Origin of the sequence: Sulfurimonas sp. (genome assembly GCF_026196735.1) — a bacterium.
In the GTDB taxonomy this organism is placed as follows: Bacteria; Campylobacterota; Campylobacteria; order Campylobacterales; family Sulfurimonadaceae; genus Sulfurimonas.
The window spans coordinates 49604-75636 of sequence record NZ_JAPHUF010000010.1; the positions used below are offsets into that span (position 1 = coordinate 49604).

The 26033-nt window shown below is 34.0% G+C and carries 22 protein-coding genes; 15 read left to right on the top strand and 7 right to left on the bottom strand.

The genetic code is table 11. The features are described 5' to 3' along the window. Positions 1-3: 3 nt before the first annotated feature. Complete coding sequence (locus OQK60_RS05775; RefSeq protein WP_297685018.1) at positions 4-804, top strand: hypothetical protein; 801 nt, start codon at positions 4-6, stop codon at positions 802-804. 25 nt (positions 805-829) lie between these two features. Beyond that, positions 830-1339, top strand: coding sequence for a hypothetical protein (locus OQK60_RS05780; protein ID WP_297685020.1), 510 nt, complete (start codon positions 830-832; stop codon positions 1337-1339). Positions 1340-1517: 178 nt separating this feature from the next. Here OQK60_RS05780 and OQK60_RS05785 read toward each other — a convergent pair whose 3' ends face one another. From OQK60_RS05785 to OQK60_RS05800, 4 genes are all read right to left on the bottom strand, one after another. Beyond that, positions 1518-2024, bottom strand: a complete 507-nt coding sequence (locus OQK60_RS05785; protein ID WP_297685022.1) for a phosphatidylglycerophosphatase A — start codon at positions 2022-2024, stop codon at positions 1518-1520. Positions 2025-2152: 128 nt separating this feature from the next. Next, on the bottom strand, positions 2153-3343 hold the full coding sequence (locus OQK60_RS05790) for a sulfate adenylyltransferase (RefSeq protein WP_297685036.1): 1191 nt from the start codon (positions 3341-3343) through the stop codon (positions 2153-2155). Further along, the gene (locus tag OQK60_RS05795; protein WP_297685038.1) at positions 3321-4208 is read right to left on the bottom strand and encodes a response regulator; all 888 of its coding nucleotides are present in this window, start codon (positions 4206-4208) and stop codon (positions 3321-3323) included. The genes OQK60_RS05790 and OQK60_RS05795 overlap by 23 nt, the downstream gene beginning before the upstream one ends. Next, positions 4205-5326: a bifunctional 2-C-methyl-D-erythritol 4-phosphate cytidylyltransferase/2-C-methyl-D-erythritol 2,4-cyclodiphosphate synthase gene (locus tag OQK60_RS05800; RefSeq protein ID WP_297685040.1), complete on the bottom strand. Its 1122-nt coding sequence runs from the start codon at positions 5324-5326 to the stop codon at positions 4205-4207. The genes OQK60_RS05795 and OQK60_RS05800 overlap by 4 nt, the downstream gene beginning before the upstream one ends. A 204-nt stretch (positions 5327-5530) precedes the next feature. Between OQK60_RS05800 and thiC the strand changes: the two genes are divergently transcribed. Next, positions 5531-6919, top strand: coding sequence for a phosphomethylpyrimidine synthase ThiC (gene thiC / locus OQK60_RS05805; RefSeq protein WP_297685042.1), 1389 nt, complete (start codon positions 5531-5533; stop codon positions 6917-6919). 91 nt (positions 6920-7010) lie between these two features. Next, the gene (locus OQK60_RS05810; protein WP_297685044.1) at positions 7011-8117 is read left to right on the top strand and encodes an Mrp/NBP35 family ATP-binding protein; all 1107 of its coding nucleotides are present in this window, start codon (positions 7011-7013) and stop codon (positions 8115-8117) included. Between the two features lie 324 nt (positions 8118-8441). Here the strand turns inward: OQK60_RS05810 and OQK60_RS05815 are convergent, their stop codons facing one another. From OQK60_RS05815 to OQK60_RS05825, 3 genes are all read right to left on the bottom strand, one after another. Further along, entirely contained in the window at positions 8442-10289 is a 1848-nt protein-coding gene (locus OQK60_RS05815) for a GGDEF domain-containing protein (protein ID WP_297685046.1), read from the bottom strand. A gap of 129 nt (positions 10290-10418) precedes the next feature. Further along, positions 10419-12272, bottom strand: coding sequence for a glutamine--fructose-6-phosphate transaminase (isomerizing) (glmS, locus tag OQK60_RS05820; RefSeq protein ID WP_297685048.1), 1854 nt, complete (start codon positions 12270-12272; stop codon positions 10419-10421). Next, complete coding sequence (locus tag OQK60_RS05825; protein WP_297685204.1) at positions 12273-14786, bottom strand: HD domain-containing protein; 2514 nt, start codon at positions 14784-14786, stop codon at positions 12273-12275. 105 nt (positions 14787-14891) lie between these two features. On the opposite strand from OQK60_RS05825, the gene OQK60_RS05830 reads away from it, so the two are divergent. The 11 genes from OQK60_RS05830 to OQK60_RS05880 all read left to right on the top strand — a co-directional run bounded on the left by OQK60_RS05830 (position 14892) and on the right by OQK60_RS05880 (position 26032). Then, positions 14892-15179 (top strand): putative quinol monooxygenase, encoded by a 288-nt coding sequence (locus OQK60_RS05830; RefSeq protein ID WP_297685050.1) that lies wholly within the window; start codon positions 14892-14894, stop codon positions 15177-15179. 4 nt (positions 15180-15183) lie between these two features. After that, positions 15184-16746: an autoinducer-2 kinase gene (gene lsrK / locus OQK60_RS05835; RefSeq protein ID WP_297685052.1), complete on the top strand. Its 1563-nt coding sequence runs from the start codon at positions 15184-15186 to the stop codon at positions 16744-16746. Between the two features lie 67 nt (positions 16747-16813). Then, positions 16814-18013, top strand: coding sequence for a methionine adenosyltransferase (metK, locus tag OQK60_RS05840; RefSeq protein ID WP_297685054.1), 1200 nt, complete (start codon positions 16814-16816; stop codon positions 18011-18013). 3 nt (positions 18014-18016) lie between these two features. After that, on the top strand, positions 18017-19051 hold the full coding sequence (gene mqnE, locus OQK60_RS05845) for an aminofutalosine synthase MqnE (protein WP_297685056.1): 1035 nt from the start codon (positions 18017-18019) through the stop codon (positions 19049-19051). 62 nt (positions 19052-19113) lie between these two features. Further along, positions 19114-19947, top strand: a complete 834-nt coding sequence (locus OQK60_RS05850) for a glycosyltransferase family A protein (protein ID WP_297685057.1) — start codon at positions 19114-19116, stop codon at positions 19945-19947. After that, on the top strand, positions 19937-22069 hold the full coding sequence (locus OQK60_RS05855) for an STT3 domain-containing protein (RefSeq protein WP_297685059.1): 2133 nt from the start codon (positions 19937-19939) through the stop codon (positions 22067-22069). The genes OQK60_RS05850 and OQK60_RS05855 overlap by 11 nt, the downstream gene beginning before the upstream one ends. Positions 22070-22100: 31 nt before the next feature. Further along, on the top strand, positions 22101-22928 hold the full coding sequence (gene galU, locus OQK60_RS05860) for a UTP--glucose-1-phosphate uridylyltransferase GalU (RefSeq protein WP_297685061.1): 828 nt from the start codon (positions 22101-22103) through the stop codon (positions 22926-22928). A gap of 2 nt (positions 22929-22930) precedes the next feature. Further along, complete coding sequence (locus OQK60_RS05865) at positions 22931-23218, top strand: nucleotidyltransferase family protein (RefSeq protein WP_297685063.1); 288 nt, start codon at positions 22931-22933, stop codon at positions 23216-23218. Beyond that, on the top strand, positions 23211-23657 hold the full coding sequence (locus OQK60_RS05870; protein WP_297685065.1) for a HepT-like ribonuclease domain-containing protein: 447 nt from the start codon (positions 23211-23213) through the stop codon (positions 23655-23657). Before OQK60_RS05865 ends, OQK60_RS05870 begins: the two co-directional genes overlap by 8 nt. After that, on the top strand, positions 23654-24862 hold the full coding sequence (locus OQK60_RS05875) for a glucose-6-phosphate isomerase (RefSeq protein ID WP_297685067.1): 1209 nt from the start codon (positions 23654-23656) through the stop codon (positions 24860-24862). Before OQK60_RS05870 ends, OQK60_RS05875 begins: the two co-directional genes overlap by 4 nt. Continuing rightward, positions 24863-26032 carry a nucleotide sugar dehydrogenase gene (locus tag OQK60_RS05880; protein WP_297685069.1) on the top strand — a complete coding sequence of 390 codons (1170 nt, stop codon included), beginning with the start codon at positions 24863-24865 and terminating at the stop codon, positions 26030-26032. Position 26033 lies beyond the last annotated feature (1 nt).

Sequence of the window (26033 nt, forward strand, 5' to 3'; positions counted from 1 at the left end):
GATATGATGAATAATGGTAATGAGATATCTCACCAAACGAAACTTTATGGTTTTATCGGAGAATTTGCAGGGCAGAGCAGTTTGTCTGCAACACTAAACAAAATGTTTAAAGCTAATAATAAAGATGCGATGATGATTCCGATGAATATTCGCGAAGATGATTTTTACTTTACAGTAGCGAATATGAAAAAATCACATGTCAATGGTGCAGTTATTTCTAGTGAGTATGTTACCAATGTAGTTGAGATACTTGATGAATCTACAGAAGTTGTTAAACGCTCAGGTATGTGTGATATTTTACTCCGTGATGGCGAAAAACTAATCGGGGATGTTGCATTTACAGATATGTTGATAGATTTTTTAAAAGAGCAAGGTGTTATGAAAATAGCACTTATTGGGACAAATCACTACGCAAAAGCTTTTGCATTGAAATGCCCTTCATCTTTGCATGTAAGTTATTTTAATGATGATTTAGAAGCTCTTATGAACTTCACTAGTGAGATGCATATAGATGATGCAGATATAAACAGAATAGCGGATAATATGGATGTAGATTTTTCTTCTTTTGATGCAGTGATAGATTTTTCTGAGCTAGAAAGTTTAAGTATGGTAAATAAACTTAGTAAGATAAATTTGGATATGAAACAAAAGAAACAATTTTCAGCACTAAAAGCAAGAACAAACGAACTTGGGGCTAATTATATCGGTTTTGATGATATGTTAAATGAGTTAAGTGGTGGTATTTTTGAGTTTTATAAGAGTAAAAATCATTTAGACTATGACAAATCAGATATGAGATTTTAGAAAAAAATAAAATTAAGGAAAGAGTATGAACCCAAATGATTTAAGTGATTTAAGAGCAGAGTTTGATAAATTTGTAAAAGATAGCTGTGATTCAGATCCAAAAAAACAACTTGATGAAGATAATAGAGATATTGGAGACAAGGAAGATGAAGAGCCTGTACCACAGTTTGTTGATGCTTTAACTGCTAAACTTCTTGCACCCCAGCAGAGTGGAGTTTATCTTTCTCGTTTGGATATAAAAAGAGTCGCTGAGGCTATTGATGAGTCTATTCCAATCAAAGAGAGAGTCAAAATGGTTAGAGCTCTTTTTAGACATACAACAAAACAGCAGTATCTTAAAGATGCTTTTGCCGAGATAGATAAGCATATAAATGGTCGTATCTTAATATATACGGAGTTAGCTGAAGCATTTCCTGCATCAAAATCCATTTTTGATAGTAATATTGAAAAAGCTAAAAAAACTATGAAGATGTTTCAGACAATTATTGATGATTTTGAAGAGATAGAGCCTACAGACGACCCAATGTTCGTTTAACTTTACTGGCTTTTAGCTGGTAAAATTAAAATAGCGATATACTTGCTACATTGCTCTTTTAATTTTGTTGACGTTCTTTCTTTAAATTTTTAGTTTTTATTTCTAATTTAGAATAAATTTAGCTTTAGTAGCCACAGCGGCTCCAGCGAAGATAAAGGGATTTAATTCCTTTATCGGACTAAAACAAACTTTGAATTTGTAACCACCCCTGCCAGATAGCAGAAGATAAAATACCAGCAACAAAACCGGCAACGATATCGTCACCCATAACACCGACTCCACCTTTTGCTTCACGGTCAAGTCTGCCGATGATAGATGGTTTTGTTATGTCAAAATATCTAAATAGGACAAAAGAGAGCAGACTCTGCACTAAAAAACCGTTTTGCAAATCTGTCACTTCAGTTATACCAACACTTATAGCAGGAGCAACACTAAGCGCAAACCACATACCTGCAAGCTCATCTATAACAATGCGTTTATCATCATGAATACCGCTTTTTTCTTCGTACTTATTTATCTCTTTAATAGCAATTATGCTTATAAGAACAGTCGCTAAAAAAAGAGTCTGAGCATCAAAATATATGAGTATTAACATACCAAGCGGCAGAGAAACAAGAGTTCCTACAGTCCCAGGAGCTTTTGGAGCAAGTCCGCTGTAGCCTAAAGTTATAAAAAACCAATTCATTTAATTCCTTAATTTTGTTTCATAAAATGAAGGGAACCCTCCATTTTAATTTATTACGCCAAATGAAGTAATTCCTTTGGCTACGCTAACGCTTAGTTTTCTTCGGCAGGAAGCCCATCACATCAGTATTATGTTAAAGATGTAGTTTGGTATAGTTTCATCAAATCTAGATAAAAATCTTGCTCAGTATGCTCTTTTAAAAGACCCTCTACCGGCAGAATGTCATAGTAGAGTTTCTCTAAGTTTTTAAACCTGTCTGGAAACAGTTTTGTGAGGATAACTGCTGAGATTTCTTTTCGTATCAGCATAGTTGGAGGCAAAATCCCCAATTCTAAAAGCTCAAGTATAGAGTCTGCATGATAAGATATTTGGTGGTGTTGTCCATGAGGGCATGTGTTTTTGCTTACTAGAGTTGTACACTTGTCGCAGTAAACATACTCACTTGCAACAGTGATTTCTATATCAATTCCTATTACTTTATCGATAATTGATTTGTTTGAGTTGCAATCATAGAACATTCCAAGTCCGGCATGGTTTCTCCCGACGGTAAGTCTATTGCAGCCATAGTTACTTGCAACAATAGCATCAATAATTATTTCATTATAGCCGGCAAAAATATAATTATTTTCTAGTGGCACGACAACAACATGATTTTTAGTCAAAAAGTTATTAATAAAAAACTCTAGAGCTTCTTTTCTTATTTCGTAGTCGAGATTAGATTCAGTATAAGGTTTTAGTAAAAATATAACAAGTAAATCAGTATTTTCAAGAGCTTGACGAATCAATCTCTCATGAGCACGGTGCAGTGGGTTTGCTGCCATTACGATAGCCGTTGTGTGTTTTGCATCTATTAAGTCTTTGGCATAGGCAATTTTTTCTTTATTTGTATTACTTGATTTATTTAAAAGCTCATACTCTCCACTAACAGCTAAAGAACCCAGTCTGTTTAATGTTGCCATTACTCCTGGATGGTTTATATCATCTGTTCCATAAAGTTGTTTGATTCTTTCTTTTGGGTCTATATGAAATATTTCATCAACAATTAAATTTGCAAATGGAGCACCATCAAAAAGAATAGTTATCTCTTCGCCTTTTTCAAGTGAATTTAAAACTTCTGCATTCATTTTTCCAGAAGGTGCCAAAATAAAAGGAAAAGGGAAAGATTTGTTGTTGATTAGACCTGTTTTTAACACATCTGCACTCTCTTTAGAGTTCATCAAAGAATAAACGGGTGCTAGTAAACCGTCTTTTAGCAGTTCAAGCGCAGAAGCTGCTTCTTGGTCTATTAAAAGTGTTTTATTTTTTCTTGACGATGTCATATTTCTTTCTCTTTTCCCACAAACTTTTGCGGCTAATACCTAGTTTTTTTGATAGCTCAGTATCTGGAAATTTATGTTGATAATTTAGAACAATAAATTTCACATAATCCTCTATCGGAAGAATTTCACCTTGGTCAAATATATTGTTTTCGCTCTTTATTTCTAAAATTTTATACTCTTCATCTTCTATTTTATCTGTACTGGCAATAATTACTTTTTTTCCTTTAGTTAGGGCATAAAAAGCTTTTTTATCATTCTTTTTAAGAAGTTGATAATCTATTATATAAATAATAGAATTTTCAGTAATCAATTCTATTTCATTCATAGCTTTTGGATCACTAAGTGTTATAAAATGAAGTGGCAAGTTTTTTTCTTTTGCATATTCAAATGCAAAAGAGTCGGCATGCTTTTGATAAGGTGAAGATATAAAAAGAGGAAGTTCCAAGTTATCAAAATTGTGATCTCCCGTAAGCGTTGAAAAAGTATGAGTTAAATATTTTTCATAAGCTCCATTTCTCTTTTTTAGTTTTTCATAATCTTGATAGTGATTAATCTTTCTAATTAATTCTTCAATCATAAACGGCTTTAGAATATAATCTTTTGCACCAGCGGATAAAGGCTTTGATACAGTGTCATTGCTGATATAAGAAACCATTAAAATAATAATTGATTTTTTAAATGTTTCAATAACAGGGTTAAAGTCTTGACCATTTATATTTGTAGATAATAAAACAACATCATAGTTGTTACTTTTTATCGCATCTCTTGTTGAGGTGCACATCTCACATACATGACCAAGTTCTCCTAGTTTTGTAGCGATACTTTGTGCCAAATAAATTTCATTTTCTATAATTAGTATTTTCAAATTTTCGTCCAATCAAAATATTTTAAATTTGCATTTGCAATCACTCCAACACCTTCACCTCTGCCTATAAAGCCTAGCTTCTCTGTTGTTGTAGCTTTTATGTTTACTCTGGAGCTATCTATATTTAAAATAGCGCTAAGTGCTTTTCTCATTGACAATTTGTAGCTGCCGATTCTTGGTTTTTGGGCTGCTATTGTCAAATCTACATTTACTATGACAAATCCAAAACTGTATAGTTTAGTAACAACTTTTTTTAATAACTCTTTGGAATCTATTCCTTTGTACATGTCATCATTGTCTGGAAACATCATACCTATATCTCCCATGCCTGCAGCACCCAAAAGAGCGTCAATTAGGGCGTGAATTGCTACATCGCCGTCACTGTGCGCTTTGAAGCCATAGTCTGAGTCTATTTTTATACCGCCGAGATACATGTCGCCTTTTTCATCAAAAGCATGAACATCAAAACCGGTCCCGCTTAGTGTATCAATTGATGGTGCACTTAAACAAGACAACTCTTTTAAGTCTTTAAGGTGAGTTATCTTATGGGCATCTGCCTCACCCAAAATAAACTCTCTTGAACCACCGTTTGCGACTATTGCACTACTCTCGTCTGTATACTCTTCATCGGTTTTTAATGCATCTCTCAGCGCAGAGCTAAGCGAGAGTTGCGGTGTTTGAACTCTTTTAACCTTATCTCTGTCTATAGTTTTGTCTTCATAAACTACAGTGTCATTTACTTTTAGATAGGGAACAATAGAGTCGCTGTTACCTTTGTGTAAGATAATTTTTTCTAAAAACTCTTTACTTATGCATGATCGAGCAATATCGCTAACTAGAACATATTTTGTATCTACTTTATCAAGAGAGTTTCTCAGAGAATCTTGTCTGGTGTTACCACCCTCTACAAATGTGTAATCTGAGTAGTTCTTCATAAAATTAATATCTTCTAAAGAAGAAGTTACGATAATTTTCTCAAAATAACCAGTTTTTTCAAATCTATCTGCTACAAATTGCCACAAAGGTTGATGACCTACTCTAAGCCACTGTTTTTTAACATCAAGCTCAAAGCGCGTAGAACTGCCTGCCGCGAGTAAAATAAGTGTTAAATCAAACAATCAAACTCCTGACTTTTAAAGTGTTACGAAATTATACACATCTAAAGCTTTTTTTTATCTTGATGTAACGAAAAAATACAATAATTATTCAAATATTATATAAAAAATTAATCCAAATTATCTACTTAATATTAGATTAACTTTATTTGATTATATTTCCATTGACTTAATATATTTAACATATAATATTTATAGGAGAAAATTATGAGAACTTCGTGGGTAGATAAACGAGAAAATGATTCTGTTAGAACTCAGATGTATTACGCAAAAAAAGGTATTATTACTGAGGAGATGGAGTATGTAGCTAAAATAGAAGATTTATCTCCTGAGTTAGTTCGTAGTGAAATTGCTAGAGGTCGTTTAATTATTCCTGCAAATGTAAACCACACTTCATTAGAGCCAATGGCTATTGGAATTGCTGCAAAGTGTAAAATAAATGCAAATATTGGCTCTTCGGCAATAGCATCTGATGTTGCTGGTGAAGTTGAAAAAATGCAAGTTTCTCAACACTATAAAGCTGATACTGCAATGGACCTCTCAACCGGTGGAGACTTGGATGAGATTCGTAAAGCAGTAATTAACTCTTCAAAGATACCGATAGGTACTGTGCCTATCTATCAAATCCTTCATGATGTTGGAAATAAGATAGAAGATTTAAGTATTGATGTAATGCTTGAAGTTTTAGAGCGCCAAGCAAAACAAGGCGTTTCTTATTTTACTATTCATGCAGGTTTTTTGCTTGAGACTATGCCTAAAATAGCAAAAAGAAAAATGGGAATAGTAAGCCGTGGTGGTTCGCTTATGGCTGCATGGATGATGCATTACCATAGAGAAAACCCTTTTTATACAGCTTTTGATGATATCTTGGATATTTGTGCTAAATATGATGTTTCATTATCTCTAGGTGATTCACTTCGCCCCGGTTGTTTAGCAGATGCATCCGATGATGCACAGCTTGGTGAGCTAAAAGTATTAGGTGAGCTGACTCTTCGTGCTTGGGAAAAAAATGTTCAGGTTATGATTGAGGGTCCGGGACATGTTCCTTTAAATCAAATAGAGCGCAACATGAAACTTCAGCGCGAACTTTGTCATGAAGCACCTTTTTATATCCTTGGACCATTAGTTACCGATATTGCTGCTGGATATGATCATATATCTTCAGCAATCGGAGCAGCAGTCGGTGGATGGCATGGAGCAAGTATGTTGTGTTATGTAACACCAAAAGAGCACTTAGGTCTTCCAAATGCAGATGATGTTCGCGAAGGTATCATTGCATACAAAATAGCTGCTCATGCTGCAGATATTGCTCGCGGAAGAAAAGGTGCTAGAGATATTGATGATGAAATGAGTGATGCTAGATATAGCTTTGACTGGGAAAAACAGTTTGAGCTAGCACTTGATGGAGAAAGAGCTCGTGAGTACCATGATGAAACTCTTCCTCAAGATGTATTTAAAGAAGCAGAGTTTTGTTCTATGTGTGGACCGAAGTTTTGTTCATACAAAATTACTCAAAATATTATGGATAACCCAGAAGCAATTGAGCAAATTTCAAGAGAGAACAAAGAGAGAGAAGCTGCAGAGGCTTTAGCTTAAAAAAAATAAATTAATTGATATAAGACAATTTTTGTCTTATTTAATTATGATAGAGTTTCAAAATTAAACTTATGAAGGAAATAAACAAATTATGACTAATGAAATTGTAAAATCAGCACTATCAAAAGTTATGTATCCGGGTTTTACCAAGGATATTGTAACTTTTGGTTTTGTTAACAGTATAGAAATAAACGGAAATGATGTAAGCTTCAATGTTGATATCACTTCAAGTGCTCCTGAAGTTGCGCAACAGATTAAAGATGATGCGACTGCAGAACTTAAAGCAGTTGGTGCAGGCAATGTAACAGCAAATGTTAAAGCTCCAAAAATGCCTGAAGCTCCAACTCCAAAAAGTAAAAATATTGCTCCACATGTAAAAAACTTTTTGATGATAAGTTCAGGTAAGGGTGGGGTTGGTAAATCGACTACATCTGTAAATATTGCTATTGCTCTTGCAGCACAAGGTAAAAAAGTAGGTCTTTTAGATGCTGATATCTATGGTCCAAATATTCCTCGTATGTTAGGTGTATCTGATGTTAAGCCTGAGGTAAACGGAAATAAAGTTATGCCGATAAAAGCATATGGTTTAGAGATGATGTCTATGGGCTCACTGATGGAAGAGGGACAGTCGCTTATGTGGCGTGGTGCTATGATTATGAAAGCAATCGAGCAGTTTTTAAGAGACATCCTTTGGTCTGAGTTAGATGTTTTAGTTATCGATATGCCTCCGGGAACCGGTGACGCTCAGCTTACTTTAGCTCAGAGTGTGCCCGTTACTGCAGGTCTGACTGTAACAACTCCTCAGAGTGTTTCTCTTGATGACTCTCGTCGTTCATTAGATATGTTTAAAAAACTAAACATTCCTATTGCAGGAATTGTTGAGAATATGAGTGGGTTTATCGCTCCGGATACCGGCGTAGAGTATGATATCTTTGGAAAAGGAACTTCTGGGCCAATGGCTAAAGAGTTTGATACTAAAATAATTGCTGAGATTCCAATCGAGCCAAGTATCAGAACCGGTGGTGATGAGGGTAAACCTATCACTTTCGTAAATCCAACTTCTGAGAGTGCTAAAAGATATATGAAAGCTGCTGAGTCTATTTGGGCTACTATCGAAGCTGTTAATGCTGCTGGTGGAGCTTCTAACGAGTCAGTACAGCCGACAACACCTCCGGGTGTTAGTGCTTGTTCTACATAAGTCAGGTTATATAATAAAAATTTAAATAGCAACGCATTTACTGCGTTGCTAATCTTCTCACATACTACAGTATGCTTCAAAACTTAGCGCCTTGTAACTACACCACTCTTTTTATTTTTGTTTAGTGCTTTTCTTTTTTATATAAGACTAAAAGTTTATTTTATTGAAGTATTAATATTCTGAGCTTTGAAAAAGCTCAAGCTTTTAGGAATGCTAACCAATGGCATTCTCCACGATGAGTGACCAGAGCGGTCCAAGCGAAGGTGGCACTTGTTCCCTCTTTGAGAAAAGGGACTTCGTTCCTTTTACGCACTAATAAGTAGTCTAAAAATCTTCGCCACTTTGGTACATCTCAGGTTTAAATTCAACTATCTTGTTTCTACCTGTATTTTTAGCTTCATAAAGAGCTGTATCGGCATATTTGATACATTTCCAAATAGTGTCGCCATCTGTAGGAAATTTTGCAATACCGATACTCATAGTTTTTTGTATACTCTCATTTGGCGCTACATCAAAGATGGTGTTACCAAATTGTGAGTGGATTTTTTTTGCAATTTTCATAGCAGACTCTTTGGTTGCATTTTGAAGCATTATTACAAACTCTTCTCCGCCATAGCGAATAGCAAGGTCTGATGAACGAATACTATTTTTAAGAATTGCTGCAAGCTCTACAATCACTTTATCACCTATATCATGTCCATAAGTGTCATTTACCATTTTAAAGAAGTCTACATCAAGCATCATTACATGATATGTATCATCATTTCTAGTCGCTTGACTCATAATCTTATCGATTAATTCTTCTAGAAATCTTCTATTGTAAAGACCGGTCATACCGTCTCTCAATGAAGTGTCTCGCAATTTATCCATAAGTATTCTACTCTCGATAACCGGTTTAGCAGCCTCAAGATAATTTTTTATACTCGCCATAGAAGATGTAATTTTATTTACTTCATCAGGTGTCTTAGCTTTGATTGAGATAAGTAGTGAACTATCGGCATTAATATTGAACGGTATACATACATACTCTAAACCTTTAGGATCACAATTTTGACAAAGATTAACAAATTCGGTAGAAATAACATCGCTTTTAGTTCTGTATGCTCTACACTCCCCAGCGTTGTGGTCTACATTGTCAAAACATATGCTATCACTGCAGCTATGTATAAGCAGTCTTTTTTGAGTTACATTATTTATTTGATAAAAAGTGAAATCTTCAATCTCATACTTTAGTTTCAAAATATCAATGATTCTAAAATAAACCATGTCTTTTGATTCATCAAGCTCTATGGTCTTTTTAAATTTATATATGTCCGATAACTCATTAATAATTGTATTAGCTTCATAAAGAGGGTCATTAGAAGAAGTAGCACAGCCTTGAGGAACAAATGTAGATAAATTTTCTTTAATATCTCCAAAAGTCTCTTGCATCTTTCCAAAAAGAGAGTTCATCTGATCGATTACTTTTTTAGCATCACCGCCTACTTTGGAGCTAAATTTATGAGTAAAATCACCAAGTGATGCCATCTTGACACCTGTTTGCAGGTTTGAAAAAAGTTTCATATAAGGTGCTACATAGTAATTAATTAATATAAGAGCAATTACAATAAACAGTAAATTGATTCCTAAAATTTTTAGTATTGTCATCATACCGCTGTTTCTCATATGACTAATATCAAACTCCATGCTAATCGCACCGAGAACTTCATCTTTTTGTACATTATGACAGTTTAAACAGTTAGATTCACTATTATCAACAGTCGCCTTGTAAGGTATAGTAACCCTTAGCTTTATAGCTTTTGAAGTTTCCTTGATACTTTTAACCATTTCGCCTGTTCTCATGACCTCTTTATCTATGGCATCTCTAAGGGTCTCTTCATTTAGACCTGGTCCATACTGTTTAACAACACTATCAGCTCTAATAAGTCTTAAAAATTCTACATCAGGGTTGCTGGAAATTTGATTTAAAAAGTATTGTCTTTTGTCCATAATACCATGAACCATGTGAGAAGTAAGTCCATCTTTTACAATATTTGAGGCCATCTGTGCTTTTTCAACAGCGCTCTTTATGCTGTAATCTCTGAAGTTAAGAGAGATATTGATAATTGTTGCTGCTGTTAAGCCAAGAAGCATAAATGTAACTATGATAAGAAGTCTGGATTTTGTTTTCATGAGAATATCACTTTTAAATAGTTTATTAGCAGATGTTATCAAATATTATATAAATTTAATATGAAATATCTTGTAAATATGAAATAATGTTATTTAACGGCTAGACTTTTTCTAAAGAAATCAGTTACTCTATTCAACGGTAACTGATTTTGCTAAGTTTCTTGGCATATCAACATCATTACCAAGTCTTATAGAAATCTCAAGTGAAAGAAGCTGCACAACAATCATCATCTCAAAAAATTCTAACATGTAGTCTTGACATGTAGATATTTGCACAAAATCATCTGCTTTGTCAAATTCTAGTGCACTAATGGCGCAAATAGTAGAGTCTCTTGCACTTAGCTCCTCTACATTGCTTTTTGATTTTTCATAGTGTAGATGTTCTGGAAGCAGGGCAATTGTAAAAAGTTCAGGGTCTGCAAGTGCAATAGGACCGTGTTTCATCTCACCGGAAGGATAGCCCTCGGCATGAAGATATGAAATCTCTTTAAGCTTTAGGGCACCTTCTAGTGCTAGAGGGTAAAACACATCTCTGCCTATAAAGAAAAAGCCGTGGCCGTGAAGGTATCTTTTAGAGAGTCTTTTTATGCGTTCATGCATCTCATCAGTGACTTTTACATGAGTTGGAATCTCACGGAGTAAAGAGACTTGTCTAGCTATCTTTTGGTCTTCAAGAGAGTTTTTAAGTTTTGCAATATAAAGACTTAGCATCCAAAAAACAGTGACTTGAGTGGCAAAAGCTTTTGTTGAGGCTACACCTTTTTCAATTCCGGCACGAGTTAATATGCAGGCATCAGCTAAACGAACCATAGAAGAGTTGTCTACATTACATATGACTAAGGTTTTAAGTCCCGCTTTTTTTGCCATTTTTAGAGTCTCAAGAGTATCAGCCGTCTCTCCACTTTGTGATATAACTACAAAAAGTGTATCTTTGCTCATAATCGGGTCTCTATATCTAAACTCACTTGCTATCTCTAGTGTAGTTCTTATTTTTGAGTACCTCTCAAAAAGGTATGATGCGGTCATGGCAGCATGATATGATGTTCCACATGCGCAAAGTTTTATCTCATTAATGCCATTAAAAAGAGTTTTGTCTAATTCGTCAAAATGAATCTCTTCATCGCCGACTCTTCCCATAAGTGTGTCAGAAATAACATCACTTTGCTCGTAGATCTCTTTTTCCATAAAAAATCTAAATCCATCTTTTTGTGCTGAGAGTTTATTTTGTGAAAGTGCAGAAAAAATAGGATCTTTTTTAGCTCCGTCTTTGTCAAATATGACGATTTCATCAGATGTTACATACCCGTAATCACCATCTTCAAAGTAGTTTACATCTGAACAGTGGCCAATAAGAGGGGTATCAGAAGACGCAAAATATTTTTCACAGCTCATAGTGTTGTCTCTTTCTGATGAGCCCTCATTGTCATCGCAGCTAATACCGACTAGCATAGGTGAACCATGTTTTGCAAAAAAGATAGTGTCTGGTTCAGATTTTGTTACAAGCAAGATTGCGTAAGCACCATTAAGTTCAGATATTGTTTTGCTAAAGGCTTTTAAAGCATTTAACTCTGATTTTAAATTTTTCTCAAATTGATGAACGATAACTTCTGTATCTGTTTGACTTAAAAATGTAACGCCCTTGCGAATCAACTCTTTTTTTATTTCTGCATAATTTTCTATAATTCCATTGTGAACTACATAAGAACTCTCGCCCAAGTGTGGATGGGCATTTAGTTCTGTGGGCTTTCCATGAGTTGCCCAGCGAGTATGACCGATGCCCGCAGCAAAACCTTTTGTCTCATAATCTTTAGTTTTATCTTCAAGGTTTACTAGTTTACCGACAGCTTTAAAGTTTGAAAAATTTCCATTTTCAAGAACCGCTATACCTGCCGAATCGTAGCCACGATATTCTAACTCTTTTAGACCGTCTAATAAAATTTCTTTTGTATTTTTCTCGCCTAAATATCCAACAATTCCACACATTTAATTGCCCTTGTCACTAGTTTTTGTTAATAATTCATATATTTTCTCGACATTATTGCATATATCATTTTGTTTTTCCATTAAGAAGCTATCTCGAACCTTATGTTTGGTACTGTGAATCTTAGCAGTTACAATGTTAATATTAAGCTTCTCAAAGCACTCCATAATATATGCTAAAAGACCTTTTTGATTTTGTGTGTGTACGCTCACTTCGGCATGTGTAAGAGAATGTTCGCAATCAATTGCAATCTCTTTTTTATCGATAATCACATTTTTCATCTCTACATGTAGATTCATGTCAAATGCATTTTTAACTATGTTTTCAACTTCAATTATTTCGTTAGAACCTATATTTTCAATAAACTCTATTTTAAAGTATTTCACATCATCAAAAAGTGTAAAAATTTCCATAGATGCGACATCCAGATGGCTTAACTTCGCAAGCAGATAACTGATATTTAGAGGAATTCTTCTGTATATTTCAATGCTAAGAGAGCCGTCAACATGTATAGAATAATCATACTCTTTAGTCTCTTTTGCTTTTTTTGCTATTTTAATTATATCTATGGGGGTATGCTTAAAAAAGAAAAGATTTGACTCTACACGCAGAAGTTTTGTCTGTAAAAGTTTTGGCAGTTGTAAAAACTCTGGAAGTTTTTGCACACGCTTTTCTATATTTATTCTTTTAGTCGCATCGGTGATTCTGCCGAGGTTTTGTGCTACTTCTAGGGCACTTGTGTACAGGTCATAAAGAAGTTTTGAGTTAAATGAGTTGTAAACATCTCCTCCAACTCCGTTTATATCCGCATATGTCAATACATACAAAAGCTTTAAGTTTTTAATATCCTGAACACTTGACATAAATTTATACAGAGTTTTTTCATTATGTATATTTTGTTTAAAGGCAACACTGCTCATAGTTACATGTTGTTTGACCAAAGTAACACATCTCTGTATCTCTTCTTCTTTAAACTTTAATTTTTTAACAAAAGGGACAATAAGTTTGGCACCGACTTCGCTATGGTCTTGTTTTCTGCCTTTTCCGGTATCATGAAAAAGAGTGACGACCTTTAAAAGTACTTTTTCATCTTCACTGAATTCATCATAAAGCTCTTTTATAAAAGGGTCTTGTATATTTTCTAGGGCCTCGACACATTTGATGGAGTGAATATCTACGGGATAGTGATGATATCCGTCAAATTGCGGTAGATGAAGCACCTTTTTGAAGTTGGTAAATAGATGATGAAGTATCCCCGCATCGTAAAAAAGTTTTAAAAAACAGTACATATGTCTTTTTTTCAGCAAATCTTTTAAGAGCATGTGAGTTTTTGGTTTTAACGGAGGTGATATTTTTGCATAAGTGAATTGGTTTAAAAATCCAGCATCAAAATGATAAAATTTGTCAGGAAGCTTTACTAATATTTCTAAAAGATTATCTACATTTTGAACTTTTAAATTAAATGAGGCAAAAATTCTATCATCGAGTTCATAAATACCTTTGCTGATGCGGTTATGTCTGAATTTAGCTACATATGACATGTCACATAGGTATGGCCTTACCATTTTTTTAACAAAGATTTGAGTAAAGTTACTGATACGCCACTGTGCTTCTAGGACTTTGGTTACCATCTTTTGTTGATTTCTAAAGCCGAGCATTCTTGTAACTTCAGGTATATGTTCAAGAAGAAGTCTGTCTTCTTGCTTGTGTGTTATCAAGTGAAGGGCGCTTCTAACACGAAATAAAAGCTCAAGTGCGCTTCTGTAGTCTCTGTACTCCTCTTCAGAAAATAATTTTTGGGTTAAATCTTTTAAAGCAGTAACGCCATAAATCGTATGTGCCACCCAAAAAATAAGGTTTGAATCCCTCAACCCGCCAACACTCTCTTTGATATTTGGCTGCATTGAATTTGGATATTTTTTTCGTCTAATCTGTGCTTCTTCTACTTTGGCAAATATAAACTCTTTTTGATTATAAAGCCGTATTTTATTTAGCTCTTTTGTAGTTGCGTGCCAGGCAAAATTAGAACCTGTTATAAATCTGGCTTCCATAAGAGAAGTCCTGATGGTAATATCTTCATTACTGGCAGGAAACAAGTCTTTTAGTTCGTGAACGCGGTGCCCCAGTTTAAGTCCCCCGTCAAGAGCCAGATAGAAAAATTTTTCAATAATCAGCTCAGAGTTAAAACCATCAACTTTTTCATAAACTATCAGCAGGTCGATATCGCTGTGAACACAAAGTTGTTCACGTCCATAGCTTCCAAGAGCTACAATAGCTATGGGAATAGAGTTTCTCATCGGGATATAGTTTCCAAAAACGCGTCTTAGAACTGTTTTGTACATCAGAGATATTATAGAGTCTAGCTGTTTTGTGTGACGAACTAAAAAATCTTTACCTTGGTTCTTTGTGAAAAGTTCCGGTAGAGAAGTTTTATACTCATCAATGTAAGCTTTAAAAAGTTTTGACAGCTCAAAATCAGAGCCATTTTTCTCTATAATATCTTCAATTTGTAGCACAATGTCCAAGTCAAGTCCTGAAAGTTTTTTACTATTATAGTGTAGTTGTCTAAATTTGATATAATCCACCAGATTAAATTTTAAACAAAAAGAGAGAAGTAGATTATGACAATTACAAAAAGAGTAACTTTTATAGCAAAAGAGGGAAGTGAAGCTAAGATGAAAGAGCTTTTAACAGCTATGGTTGAGCCGAGTAAAAAAGAAGACGGCTGTATTTTTTACGATATTTTTGTGTATGAAAATAACCCAAGAAAATTTATGGCAGTTGAGTCTTGGAGAGATGAAGCGGCACTAGATGGTCATAAAGCAACAGAGCATTACGCTATTTATAAATCTTCTTACGAGCCGTATTGTGAGAAAAAATATAGTGATGAATTAGAAGTTCTAGGTTAGATTTATGCAGTATTTAATGGCTATAGATGCAGGAACAGGAAGTATCAGGGCTGTAATATTTGACACTTTAGGCAATCAGATAAGTGCTGCTCAAAAAGAGTGGACGCATTTAGAAGAGTCAGGTGTTGCTAATAGTATGAGTTTTGACTTTGAGAAAAACTGGGAGCTGGCATGTACATGTATAAAAGAGTCATTAAATAGTGCAAACTTGAGTGGTGAAGATATAGTAGCTCTCAGTGCTACAAGCATGCGTGAGGGAATTGTACTTTACGATAAAAAAGGCCGCGAACTTTGGGCAGTTGCAAATGTTGATGCAAGAGCGGATAAAGAAGTTAAATACCTAAAAGAAAATTTTGTCGGTATTGAAGAAGAATTTTATCAAGAGTCCGGACAGACATTCGCACTTGGTGCTCTTCCTAGAATTATGTGGCTTAAAAACAACAGACCTGAGATATATGAGAAGGTTGCAAATATCTCAATGATTGGTGATTGGATACTCTCTCGCCTTAGCGGAGTTATCGCAACCGACCCTAGTAATGGCGGAACAACAGGAATATTTTCACTTAAAAACCGTGACTGGATGCCGGAAATGGCAAAAAAAGTAGGCCTTAAAGATGACATTTTTCCAAAAGTTTTAGAAGTCGGAACTTTAATGGGAAGTGTTACTGAGGAAGCTAAAAAGCAAACTGGTCTCTCAGTAGCTACAAAAGTAGTCATGGGTGGCGGAGATGTTCAGCTTGGCTCAGCAGGCTTAGGTGTTGTAGAACTTGGACAGGCGGCGATACTCGGCGGTTCTTTTTGGCAGCAGGTTGTAAATATCAAAAGTGATACTAAACCGCCAAAAAACATGAGTGTAAGAGTAAATCCACATGTCATAAAAGGGCAATCTCAAGCAGAAGGGATTACCTTTTTTAGCGGTCTTGTGATGAGATGGTTCAGAGATGCTTTTTGTGATATGGAAAAACTTGAAGCCAAAGAGAAAGGTGTTGATGTTTATAAGATTTTGGAGGAAAAAGCTTCGAAAATCCCTGTTGGTTCAAATGGGATTTTACCTATTTTTTCAGACAGCATGAAGTACGGCAAATGGTATCATGCATCTCCTAGTTTTTTAAACCTTAGTATAAACCCAGACATTTGCAACCGTGCTTCAATGTTTAGAAGTCTGCAAGAAAACGCTGCTATAGTCTCAAGTATAAATCTCGATAAAATAAAAGAATTTACAAATATAAAAATAGATGAAATTGTTTTTGCAGGCGGTGCAAGTAAAGGGGTGCTTTGGTCTCAAATAGTTGCAGATGTGACAGGATGTAGAGTAAAAATCCCAAAAGTTACAGAAGCCACTGCTTTAGGTGCTGCAATGGCCGCTGGAGTGGGAGTTGGAATATATAAAAATATCGCCTCAGCTGCAAAAGAGTTAGTTGTTTGGGATAAAACTTATGAGCCAAATATGGCAAATAAAAAAGTGTATGATGACATAAAAATAAAGTTTGAAAAAGCTTACGAAGTACAATTAAAGTTAGTAGATGATAATATTACGACTTCAATGTGGAAAGCACCTGGTCTTTAAGGCTAAAATCAAAAAGTGTTTTCTGAACTAGCATAGTTTTTATGCTGATAATAATTCAAGGAAAAAGATGTATTTATTTACGAGTGAAGTAGTTAGTCCAGGACACCCAGATAAAGTTGCAGATATTATTGCAGACTCCATTGTTGATAAGTTGATTATCGGTGATGCAAGGTCAAGAGTTGCATCAGAGGTTTTTGTTGCTGGAAAACATATAGTAATCGGTGGGGAAGTTACATCAAACACAAAAGTAACAACCGATGAGTATAAACAAATTGCACTCGATGCACTTATCAAAATCGGTTATGATGGAAATAAAAACTTTACTCATGAAGAGTGTCTTTATCCTGAAGATGTGGATGTTCAAGTACTTCTAAATCGTCAAAGTCCAGACATCAATCAAGGTGTTGACCAAGAAGATGGTGAGACTGGCGCGGGTGATCAGGGGATTATGTTTGGTTATGCTGATTCTGAAACAAACAACTATATGCCAAGTGCTATCACTTACGCAAGAATGTTAATGGAAAAAGTATATCACTATGCTTTAGCTCATCCATATAAACTTGGTGTTGATATTAAGACACAAGTTACAATGGATTATGGTCAAAAGGCAAATTTTGAAGAGTGTAACCCTCAAAAAATTCACACCATAGTAGTTTCAGCTCCATGTGTATCTAGTATGAATATAGAGACTGTTCGTGAACTTTTAATGGAACTTATTATTGATACCGGACTTCCTAAAAGTCTTTTTGACCCAAAAGACTGTATTATCCATCTTAACCCGACTGGAAAGTATGTGTCTCACTCTCCGCTTCATGACAGCGGCTTGACAGGCAGAAAACTTATCGTAGACAGTTTTGGCGGTTATGCACCTATTGGCGGCGGGGCACAAAGCTCAAAAGACTACACAAAAGTTGACAGAAGCGGACTTTATGCAGGTCGTTATATAGCCAAGCATATAGTAGCTGCAGGTTTGGCAAAAAAAGCAATAGTTCAACTCTCTTATGCGATAGGTGTTGCAAAACCGACTTCTGTTTCAGTTGATACATGTGGAACAGTTATAGATGGTTTAGATGATGACAAGTTGTCGACTTTTGTTCAGGACAACTTCTCTTTGACTCCAAATTGGATTACAAAAAAGTTTGCTCTTGATAAGCCGAGTGAAAAGACATTTCTTTATGCAGATGTTGCTGCTCGCGGTCAAGTTGGGCAGAGTGATTATCCATGGGAACAACTTGATGAACTTGAAAAATTTGAAGCTCTAAAATAATTAATGAGCAGAATAACTTTTGATGAGGCTCTGGCTCTTTATGATATGGACTTGTTTGAACTCGGTGTTATGGCCGATGATATTCGTCAGCAAATGCATGGTAAAAAAACATATTTCAATATCAATCGTCACATAAATCCTACAAATATCTGCGCAGATATTTGTAAGTTTTGTGCATATTCTGCAAACAGAAAAAATCCAAATCCATATACTATGAGCCATGAGCAGATTATGGAGATAGTAAAGGATGTAGAGTCTCGCGGTATTAAAGAAGTACATATAGTCTCTGCCCATAATCCTGATACTGGATTGGAATGGTATTTAGAGATATTCAAAAAGATTAAAACTGCTTATCCAGAGCTACATGTCAAAGCATTAACTGCTGCCGAGGTTGATTTTCTAGCCCGACACTACAACAAAAGTTATGATGAGATACTTGACTTGATGGTTGAGTATGGAGTTGATAGTATGCCTGGAGGCGGTGCTGAAATCTTTGATGAGAAAGTGCGAGATTATATCTGTAAGGGCAAAGTCACATCGTCACAATGGTTAGATATTCATCAAAAATGGCATGAGCGCGGTAAAAAGAGCAATGTTACTATGCTTTTTGGTCATGTTGAAGAGCGTAAAGACAGAATCGATCATATGATGAGAATAAGAGAACTTCAAGATAAGACAGGCGGGTTTAACTGCTTTATCCCTCTTGTTTACCAGACTGAGAATAACTACCTAAATGTAAAAGAGCAAATTACTGCAAATGAGATTTTAAAAACCATGGCAATCAGCCGTATTGTTTTAGACAATGTACCAAATTTAAAAGCTTACTGGGTAACAAGTACTGTAAACCTGGCTTTAGTTGCTCAAGAGTTTGGAGCAAATGATTTGGATGGAACAATTGAGAAAGAGTCTATAAACTCAGCTGCAGGTGCTAAAAGTGCAAATGGTGTGATTTTAGAAGACTTCACGGCACTTATAAAAAACAGTGGATTTATACCAGTTGAGAGAGACAGCGTTTATAATGAAATAAAGATTTGGTAACTTTTCTTGATGATAATCAAAGCTTCAGTGTCTGAATATTATTTTGGCTTTGCTGAAATAATATGAGTGATAATTATAATATATCGGTTGTAATTCCAACTTATAACCGATTTGAAGTTCTTGGGCGTGCTTTAGAGTCTGTTTTTTCTCAAACATATCATCCAAAAGAAGTCATTGTAATAGATGACGGCTCAACAGATGAAACCTCACAAATTCAAAATCTTTTCCCAAAAATAAAGTACTATTATCAAGAAAACTCAGGTGTATCATCTGCAAGAAATCTAGGTATAAATAAATCTACATGTAACTGGATTGCATTTTTAGACTCTGATGATGAGTGGCATATCGATAAACTGAAACAACATGTAGAGTTTCATAAAAGCTCTCCAGATACACTTATGAGTTATACGGATGAAAAGTGGATAAGAAACGGCATCGATGTTAAGTTGTCTAAAAAGTATCAAAAATTTGGTGGAGATATATTTGCTGAGTGTCTTTCCCACTGCATTATTGCTCCATCGGCGACAGTTATTCATAAAAGTTTATTAGATGAAGTTGGACTTTTCGATGAGAGTCTTGAAGTATGTGAAGATTATGACATGTGGTTAAGAGTTGCTCTAAAAAATCAAATCGGTTTAATAGATAAAAAACTTATTATTAAATACGGTGGTGCAGATGATCAGCTAAGCAGTAAGTTTTGGGGTATGGACAGGTTTAGAGTTCAGGCTTTGGAAAAACTATTGGACTTAGAGTTATCAAAAGAAAAAAAAGATTTAATTAGAGAAACTTTAGTTAAAAAGTACAGGGTGCTTTTAAAAGGCGCTATAAAATATGATAGAATGTTGCAAATTAAAGAGTATAAAATAAAAATAAAGAGATATGAATATGACCGATAGTATGACTAAAGAGACAAGATTAACACTTATTTATATATTGATTGCATTTACATTTTCAGTAGCTATGAGGATGATTTGGTATTATAATTTTATCGATGTAGAAGCCTTTAAATTTAATGGCCAGTTGATGATAAATACTAACGATGGATATGTTTGGGCAGAAGGTGCTAGAGATATTCTTAGTGGGATAAATCAAGACAATGATTTCTCACCTATAACTTCAGCTGCTTCTCGGTTAACAGCATTATTTGCTTATATATTACCATTTTCATTTGAGACTGTAATTTTATTTCTTCCTGTATTTTTAAGCTCATTAGTAGTAATCCCAATTATATTAATTGCTAAAGGTTTAGATAACCTAGAAATGGGTTTAATTACTGCACTGCTGGCTTCTATAGCTTGGAGTTATTATAACCGTACTATGATAGGTTATCTTGATACCGATATGTTAAATATAGTCTTACCGATGTTTTTACTTTGGTCTATTATTTGGGCTATAAAAACAAATGAAGACAAGTATTTAATTATAACGGCCTTAGATGTTTTAATATACAGATGGTGGTATCCACAAAGTTATGCTTTAGAGTTTTCATTTTTTGGTTTGATTTTATTTTATGCTTTAATTTGGGACAGAAAAAATCTATACAATTATAAACTTTTGGCGATTATGATGTTTGCTATGATTAATCTCGATGGATTTATTAGATTTCCACTAGTTTTAGCCGCATATTACATATTTAAACAAGAAAAGCTTCAAAAATACATTTATTATATTTTAGCAATATCTATAGTTTTGTTTTTTTACACTGGTGGTTTCAACCCAATCTGGGGTAAATTGAAAATTTATGTATTTAAAGATGTAGTAAGTGCAGGCGAAGAAGGCTTGAAACTTCATTTTTACTCGGTAATGCAGACAGTTAGAGAAGCTGGACATATTCCATTTGAGACATTTGCAAATAGGATTAGTGGACATGTAATCACATTTGTTTTATCAATAATTGGATTTGTATATTTGGCATATAGACATAAGATTATGCTTTTTGCAGTTCCGATGATTGGGCTTGGATTTTTAGCATCAGTTGGCGGACTTAGATTTACTATCTATGCTGTTCCTATTTTAGCTTTTGGGGCTGCTTTTTTAATCACTGAAATTTCACGATTTATGCCTACGAATAAGTTAAAGTATTTAAGTATGATAGCTTTTGCTATGGCAATTTTGTATCCAAACTATAAACATATAGAAGAGTATAGAGTTCCTACAGTTTTTAATGCCGATGAAGTTAAAATTTTAAGTGAATTGGGAAGTGTTGCCGATAGGGAGGATTATGTGCTCTCTTGGTGGGATTATGGATATCCTATCAGATACTACAGTGATGTTAAAACACTAATTGATGGTAATAAGCATTTAGGATATATGAATTTTCCGGTTAGTTTTATGCTAACTCAGCCACAAAATATCGCAGCAAAAATGGCAAGGCTAGATGTTGAGTACACTGAAAAAGCTTTTAAAGTACAAGATAAAAATAAAAATTTAGAAACATCAAAAAAAGTAAAACTTTTTTCAAATATAGAAGAGATGACAAAAGATTATGGATTTAGTGATACAAATGATTTTTTATTATCATTGGAAACTGATATAAAATTAGCAGATAAAACACGAGACATTTATTTTTATTTGCCATTTAGAATGCTAAATATTTATCCGACTGTAAATATGTTTTCAAATATAGACTTAATGACTGGTGAGATGAAACAGCAACCACTTTTTTATATAAGTAAGATGTTTAAACAGGAAAAAAATATTCTTAATCTAGGCAGAGGTGTTGTATTTGATTTACAAAAGCAAAGCATAAAGCTTGGTAACAAAGAATTGCCGGTAAAAAGATTTGTTACAACAGCTTATGATGAAAATATGAAACTTCAAAAAGATATTAAAGTATCTAGCTCCATGGCGGATATAAGTGTGATATATATGAAAAATTACAATACTTTTTTAGTTATTGACGAAAAGATATATAACTCTTTGTATGTTCAATTAATGATTCTAGAAGAGTATGACAAATCGCTGTTTGAAGAAGTTTTATTGAATCCGCATGCTAAAGTTTATAAACTAAAGATATAATAATAAATATTAAAAAGTTTCAAGGTGAAAAATGTCAAAAATTAGAAAATGTTTATTTCCCGCAGCTGGTTATGGAACAAGATTTTTGCCTGCCACAAAAGCAATCCCAAAAGAGATGTTGCCAGTACTAACAAAGCCTCTTTTGCAATACGGTGTAGAAGAAGCAATAAGTGCTAAAATTGACACTATGGCTATTGTTACAGGTCGTGGAAAAAGAGCTATTGAAGATCATTTTGATATATCCTATGAGCTAGAACATCAGATAAAGGGAACATCTAAAGAGCATTATTTAACGGAGATTAGAAAAGTTATAACAAATTGTACTTTTTCATATACAAGGCAAATTGAGATGAAAGGTCTCGGCCATGCAATTCTTAGCGGCGAAACACTTATAGGAAATGAGCCATTTGCGGTAATCCTTGCAGATGATTTATGTGACAATGACGGTGAATCAGTTCTTTCTCAAATGACAAAACTTTATGCAAAATACAGATGTTCTATTGTTGCTGTAGAAGAGATACCAATGGAACAAACGAATAAATACGGTGTTGTAGGCGGAAACGCGGAAGATGACAATGTTTTGAGAGTTACTGACATGGTTGAAAAACCGGACCCAAAAGATGCGCCGTCAAACTTAGCAATTATCGGCAGGTATATATTAACACCGGATATTTTTGACATTATTAGAGAAACCAAACCTGGAAAGGGCGGAGAAATTCAAATAACAGACGCACTTTTAACTCAAGCAAAACAAGGTAGAGTTATTGCCTATAAATTTAAAGGCAAAAGATTTGACTGTGGAAGCGTTGATGGCTTTGTAAAAGCAACAAACTATTTTTATAATAAAGAGAAAAAATAAAAATGACAAAAAATATAATTTTAGAGTTTTTAAAAAATCATAAAAGTGAATTAAAAGATAAGTTTGGATTGACTAAAGTTGGTTTGTTTGGTAGCTACGCGAAAGGTACAGCTACTAAAGATAGCGATATAGACCTAGTAATAGAGATGGAAAAAAAAGATTTTTTTTTGAGAAATGATCTAAAAGAGTATTTGGAAAACTCATTTAAAACACCTGTAGATATAGGATACTTTGATAGCTTTAGAGAATTTTATAAGAAAAAAGTAGAAAGAGATATAATCTATGTCTAAAAATAAAAAAAGAGATATTGAACTTTTTATTATAGATATATTTGTGGCGATTCAAAAATTAAAAGAGTATACAAAAGAATTTATTGATGAAGAAGAGCTTAGATATAGTAGCCTTCACTGGGATGCAACTATTAGAGAACTAGAAATAGTAGGAGAAGCTTTAAATAATCTTTTGAATGATAAAGGTTTCAGTTTACTTTCTCCATCTTATTTTAGAAAAATTGTAGATTTTAGGAATGTAATTGTTCATGGATATTTTGGGATAGATGCTTCTGAGGTTTGGAATGTTATAGTAGGGAAGTTAGATATACTTTATGAGGACCTATTAACTATTGTGGATAATAACATAGATTTATCAGAAGCTATAAAGTATGAGATTTTAGAATATGAAAAGTTAAAAGATAAAAATATTGTAAAATATTTAAAGAGTATATCATGAAATATAAACACAACTTTAATCCAACACTATCAGATAAAGACATCTTTAATGAGATAGTAAAAGAAAAAGAGAGTATCGGTTACTATAACCTTATGCATGAAGATACAAATCTATTTAAAAAGTATGCTAAAACAGTAAAACAGTCAAATATAGTTGTTATAGGCATAGGTGGGAGTACACTTGGAACATATGCAATATATAAATTTTTAAAACACTCAAAACACTTAAGCAAAAAACTATACTTTTTAGAGACCACAGACCCTATAGATATTAAATCAAAAGTAGAAGCTATTGACTTAAATGATACTCTTTTTATTGTTATATCAAAGTCTGGTACGACTATTGAAACAGTATCAATATTTAAATATATAAACTCTTTAGTTAAGTGTGACAAGAATAATACTTTAGTTATAACAGAAAATGACTCAAAGCTCAATAAATATGCAAAAGCAAACAGTATAAAAAGCTTTGAAATACCTAAAAATGTAGGTGGAAGATTTTCAGTTTTTAGTGCTGTTGGTCTGTTGCCTTTGGTAATTGTCGGTATAGATATTGATGAACTTTTAAGAGGTGCAAAAGAGGTATATGATTCTTTTTTTACAAAAGGTAGAAAATACATCAGAATACTTAAAAAGGCTAGGTTTTTTGTAGAGTATAAGAATAATTTTAACATGAATGTAGTCTTTTCATACTCTTCGAGATTAGAGGGTTTCAATAAGTGGTATATTCAACTTTGGGGCGAGAGTTTAGGTAAGGTAGATATAAACAGTACAAGACAAGGTTTGACTCCAATAGGCATTATTGGACCGATTGACCAACACTCTTTTTTACAGCTGATAGTTGAAGGAAAAAGAGATAAAACAGTAACAGTAATCAAAGTTGATGATTTTGATAGTGACTTGAAAATACCGCAGGTAAAATTAGAAGGACTTTCAGAGTTAGATTATCTTGACGGCATAGAGTTTTCTTCACTGATAAATAAGCAGGCAGATGCTACAATAGAATCAATAAATAATTTAAATGATATCCCTTGTGATGTGATTACAATCGATGGAGTAAGTGAAAGAAGTATAGCAAATCTTATGTATGAGTATGAGCTTCTTACATCTGTATGTGCTAAATTTATGTATATAAACGCTTATGATCAACCCGGTGTTGAGGCTGGAAAGATTATTTTAAAAAAAAAGTTAGAGGGTAAAATTTAAGTGAAAATAGCGATAGCGGGAACAGGATATGTAGGTTTGTCAAATGGTGTTTTATTAGCACAGCATAATGAAGTGGTGGCCTTGGATATAGATGCCAAAAAAGTTGACATGTTAAACAAAAAAATATCTCCGATAGAAGATACAGAGATAAGTGAGTATCTTAAAAACAGAGATTTAAATTTTAAAGCAACGCTTGATAAAAATGAAGCATATAAAAATGCAGATTTTGTCATTATCGCTACGCCAACGGACTATGATCCTGATACAAACTACTTTAACACAAAACTTGTAGAAATAATCATAAAAGATGTGATTGAGATAAATCCAACTGCCGTTATGATTATAAAATCAACAGTTCCGGTAGGTTACACAAAATCCATAAGAGAAAAATTTAACACCGATAACATAATATTTTCGCCAGAGTTTTTAAGAGAGGGAAAAGCACTGCATGACAATCTTTATCCATCAAGAATTATTGTAGGTGAAAAAAGTGACAGAGCACAGACTTTTGCAAATCTTCTTGCCGAGGGTGCCATAAAAGAAAATATTGACATTCTTTTAACTGACTCAACAGAAGCAGAAGCCGTAAAATTGTTTTCAAATACTTATCTTGCCCTTAGAGTGGCATACTTTAATGAGCTTGACTCTTACGCACAGACTCATGATTTAAACACGAGAGATATTATAAACGGTGTTGGACTTGACCCTCGCATAGGAACTCATTACAACAACCCATCATTTGGTTACGGCGGTTACTGCTTGCCAAAAGATACGAAACAACTTAGAGCTAATTATCAAGATGTGCCAAGCAACATTATAGGTGCAATTGTAGACTCAAATAGTACTAGAAAAGATTTTATAGCTGACAGTATCATCGCTAAAAATCCAAAGGTAGTAGGTGTTTACAGACTTATCATGAAAAGCGGAAGTGATAATTTTAGAGCATCTTCTATTCAGGGTATTATGAAGCGCATAAAAGCAAAAGGTATAGAAGTAGTTATCTATGAACCAGTTTTAGAAGAAGAGAGTTTTTTTAACTCAAAAGTTATAAAAGATTTAGATGAATTTAAAAAGATTTCAGATGTAATAGTGGCAAATAGACTCTCTGATAGCATAAAAGATGTTGAGTCTAAAGTTTATACTCGAGATTTGTTTGGAAGTGACAGTTAAG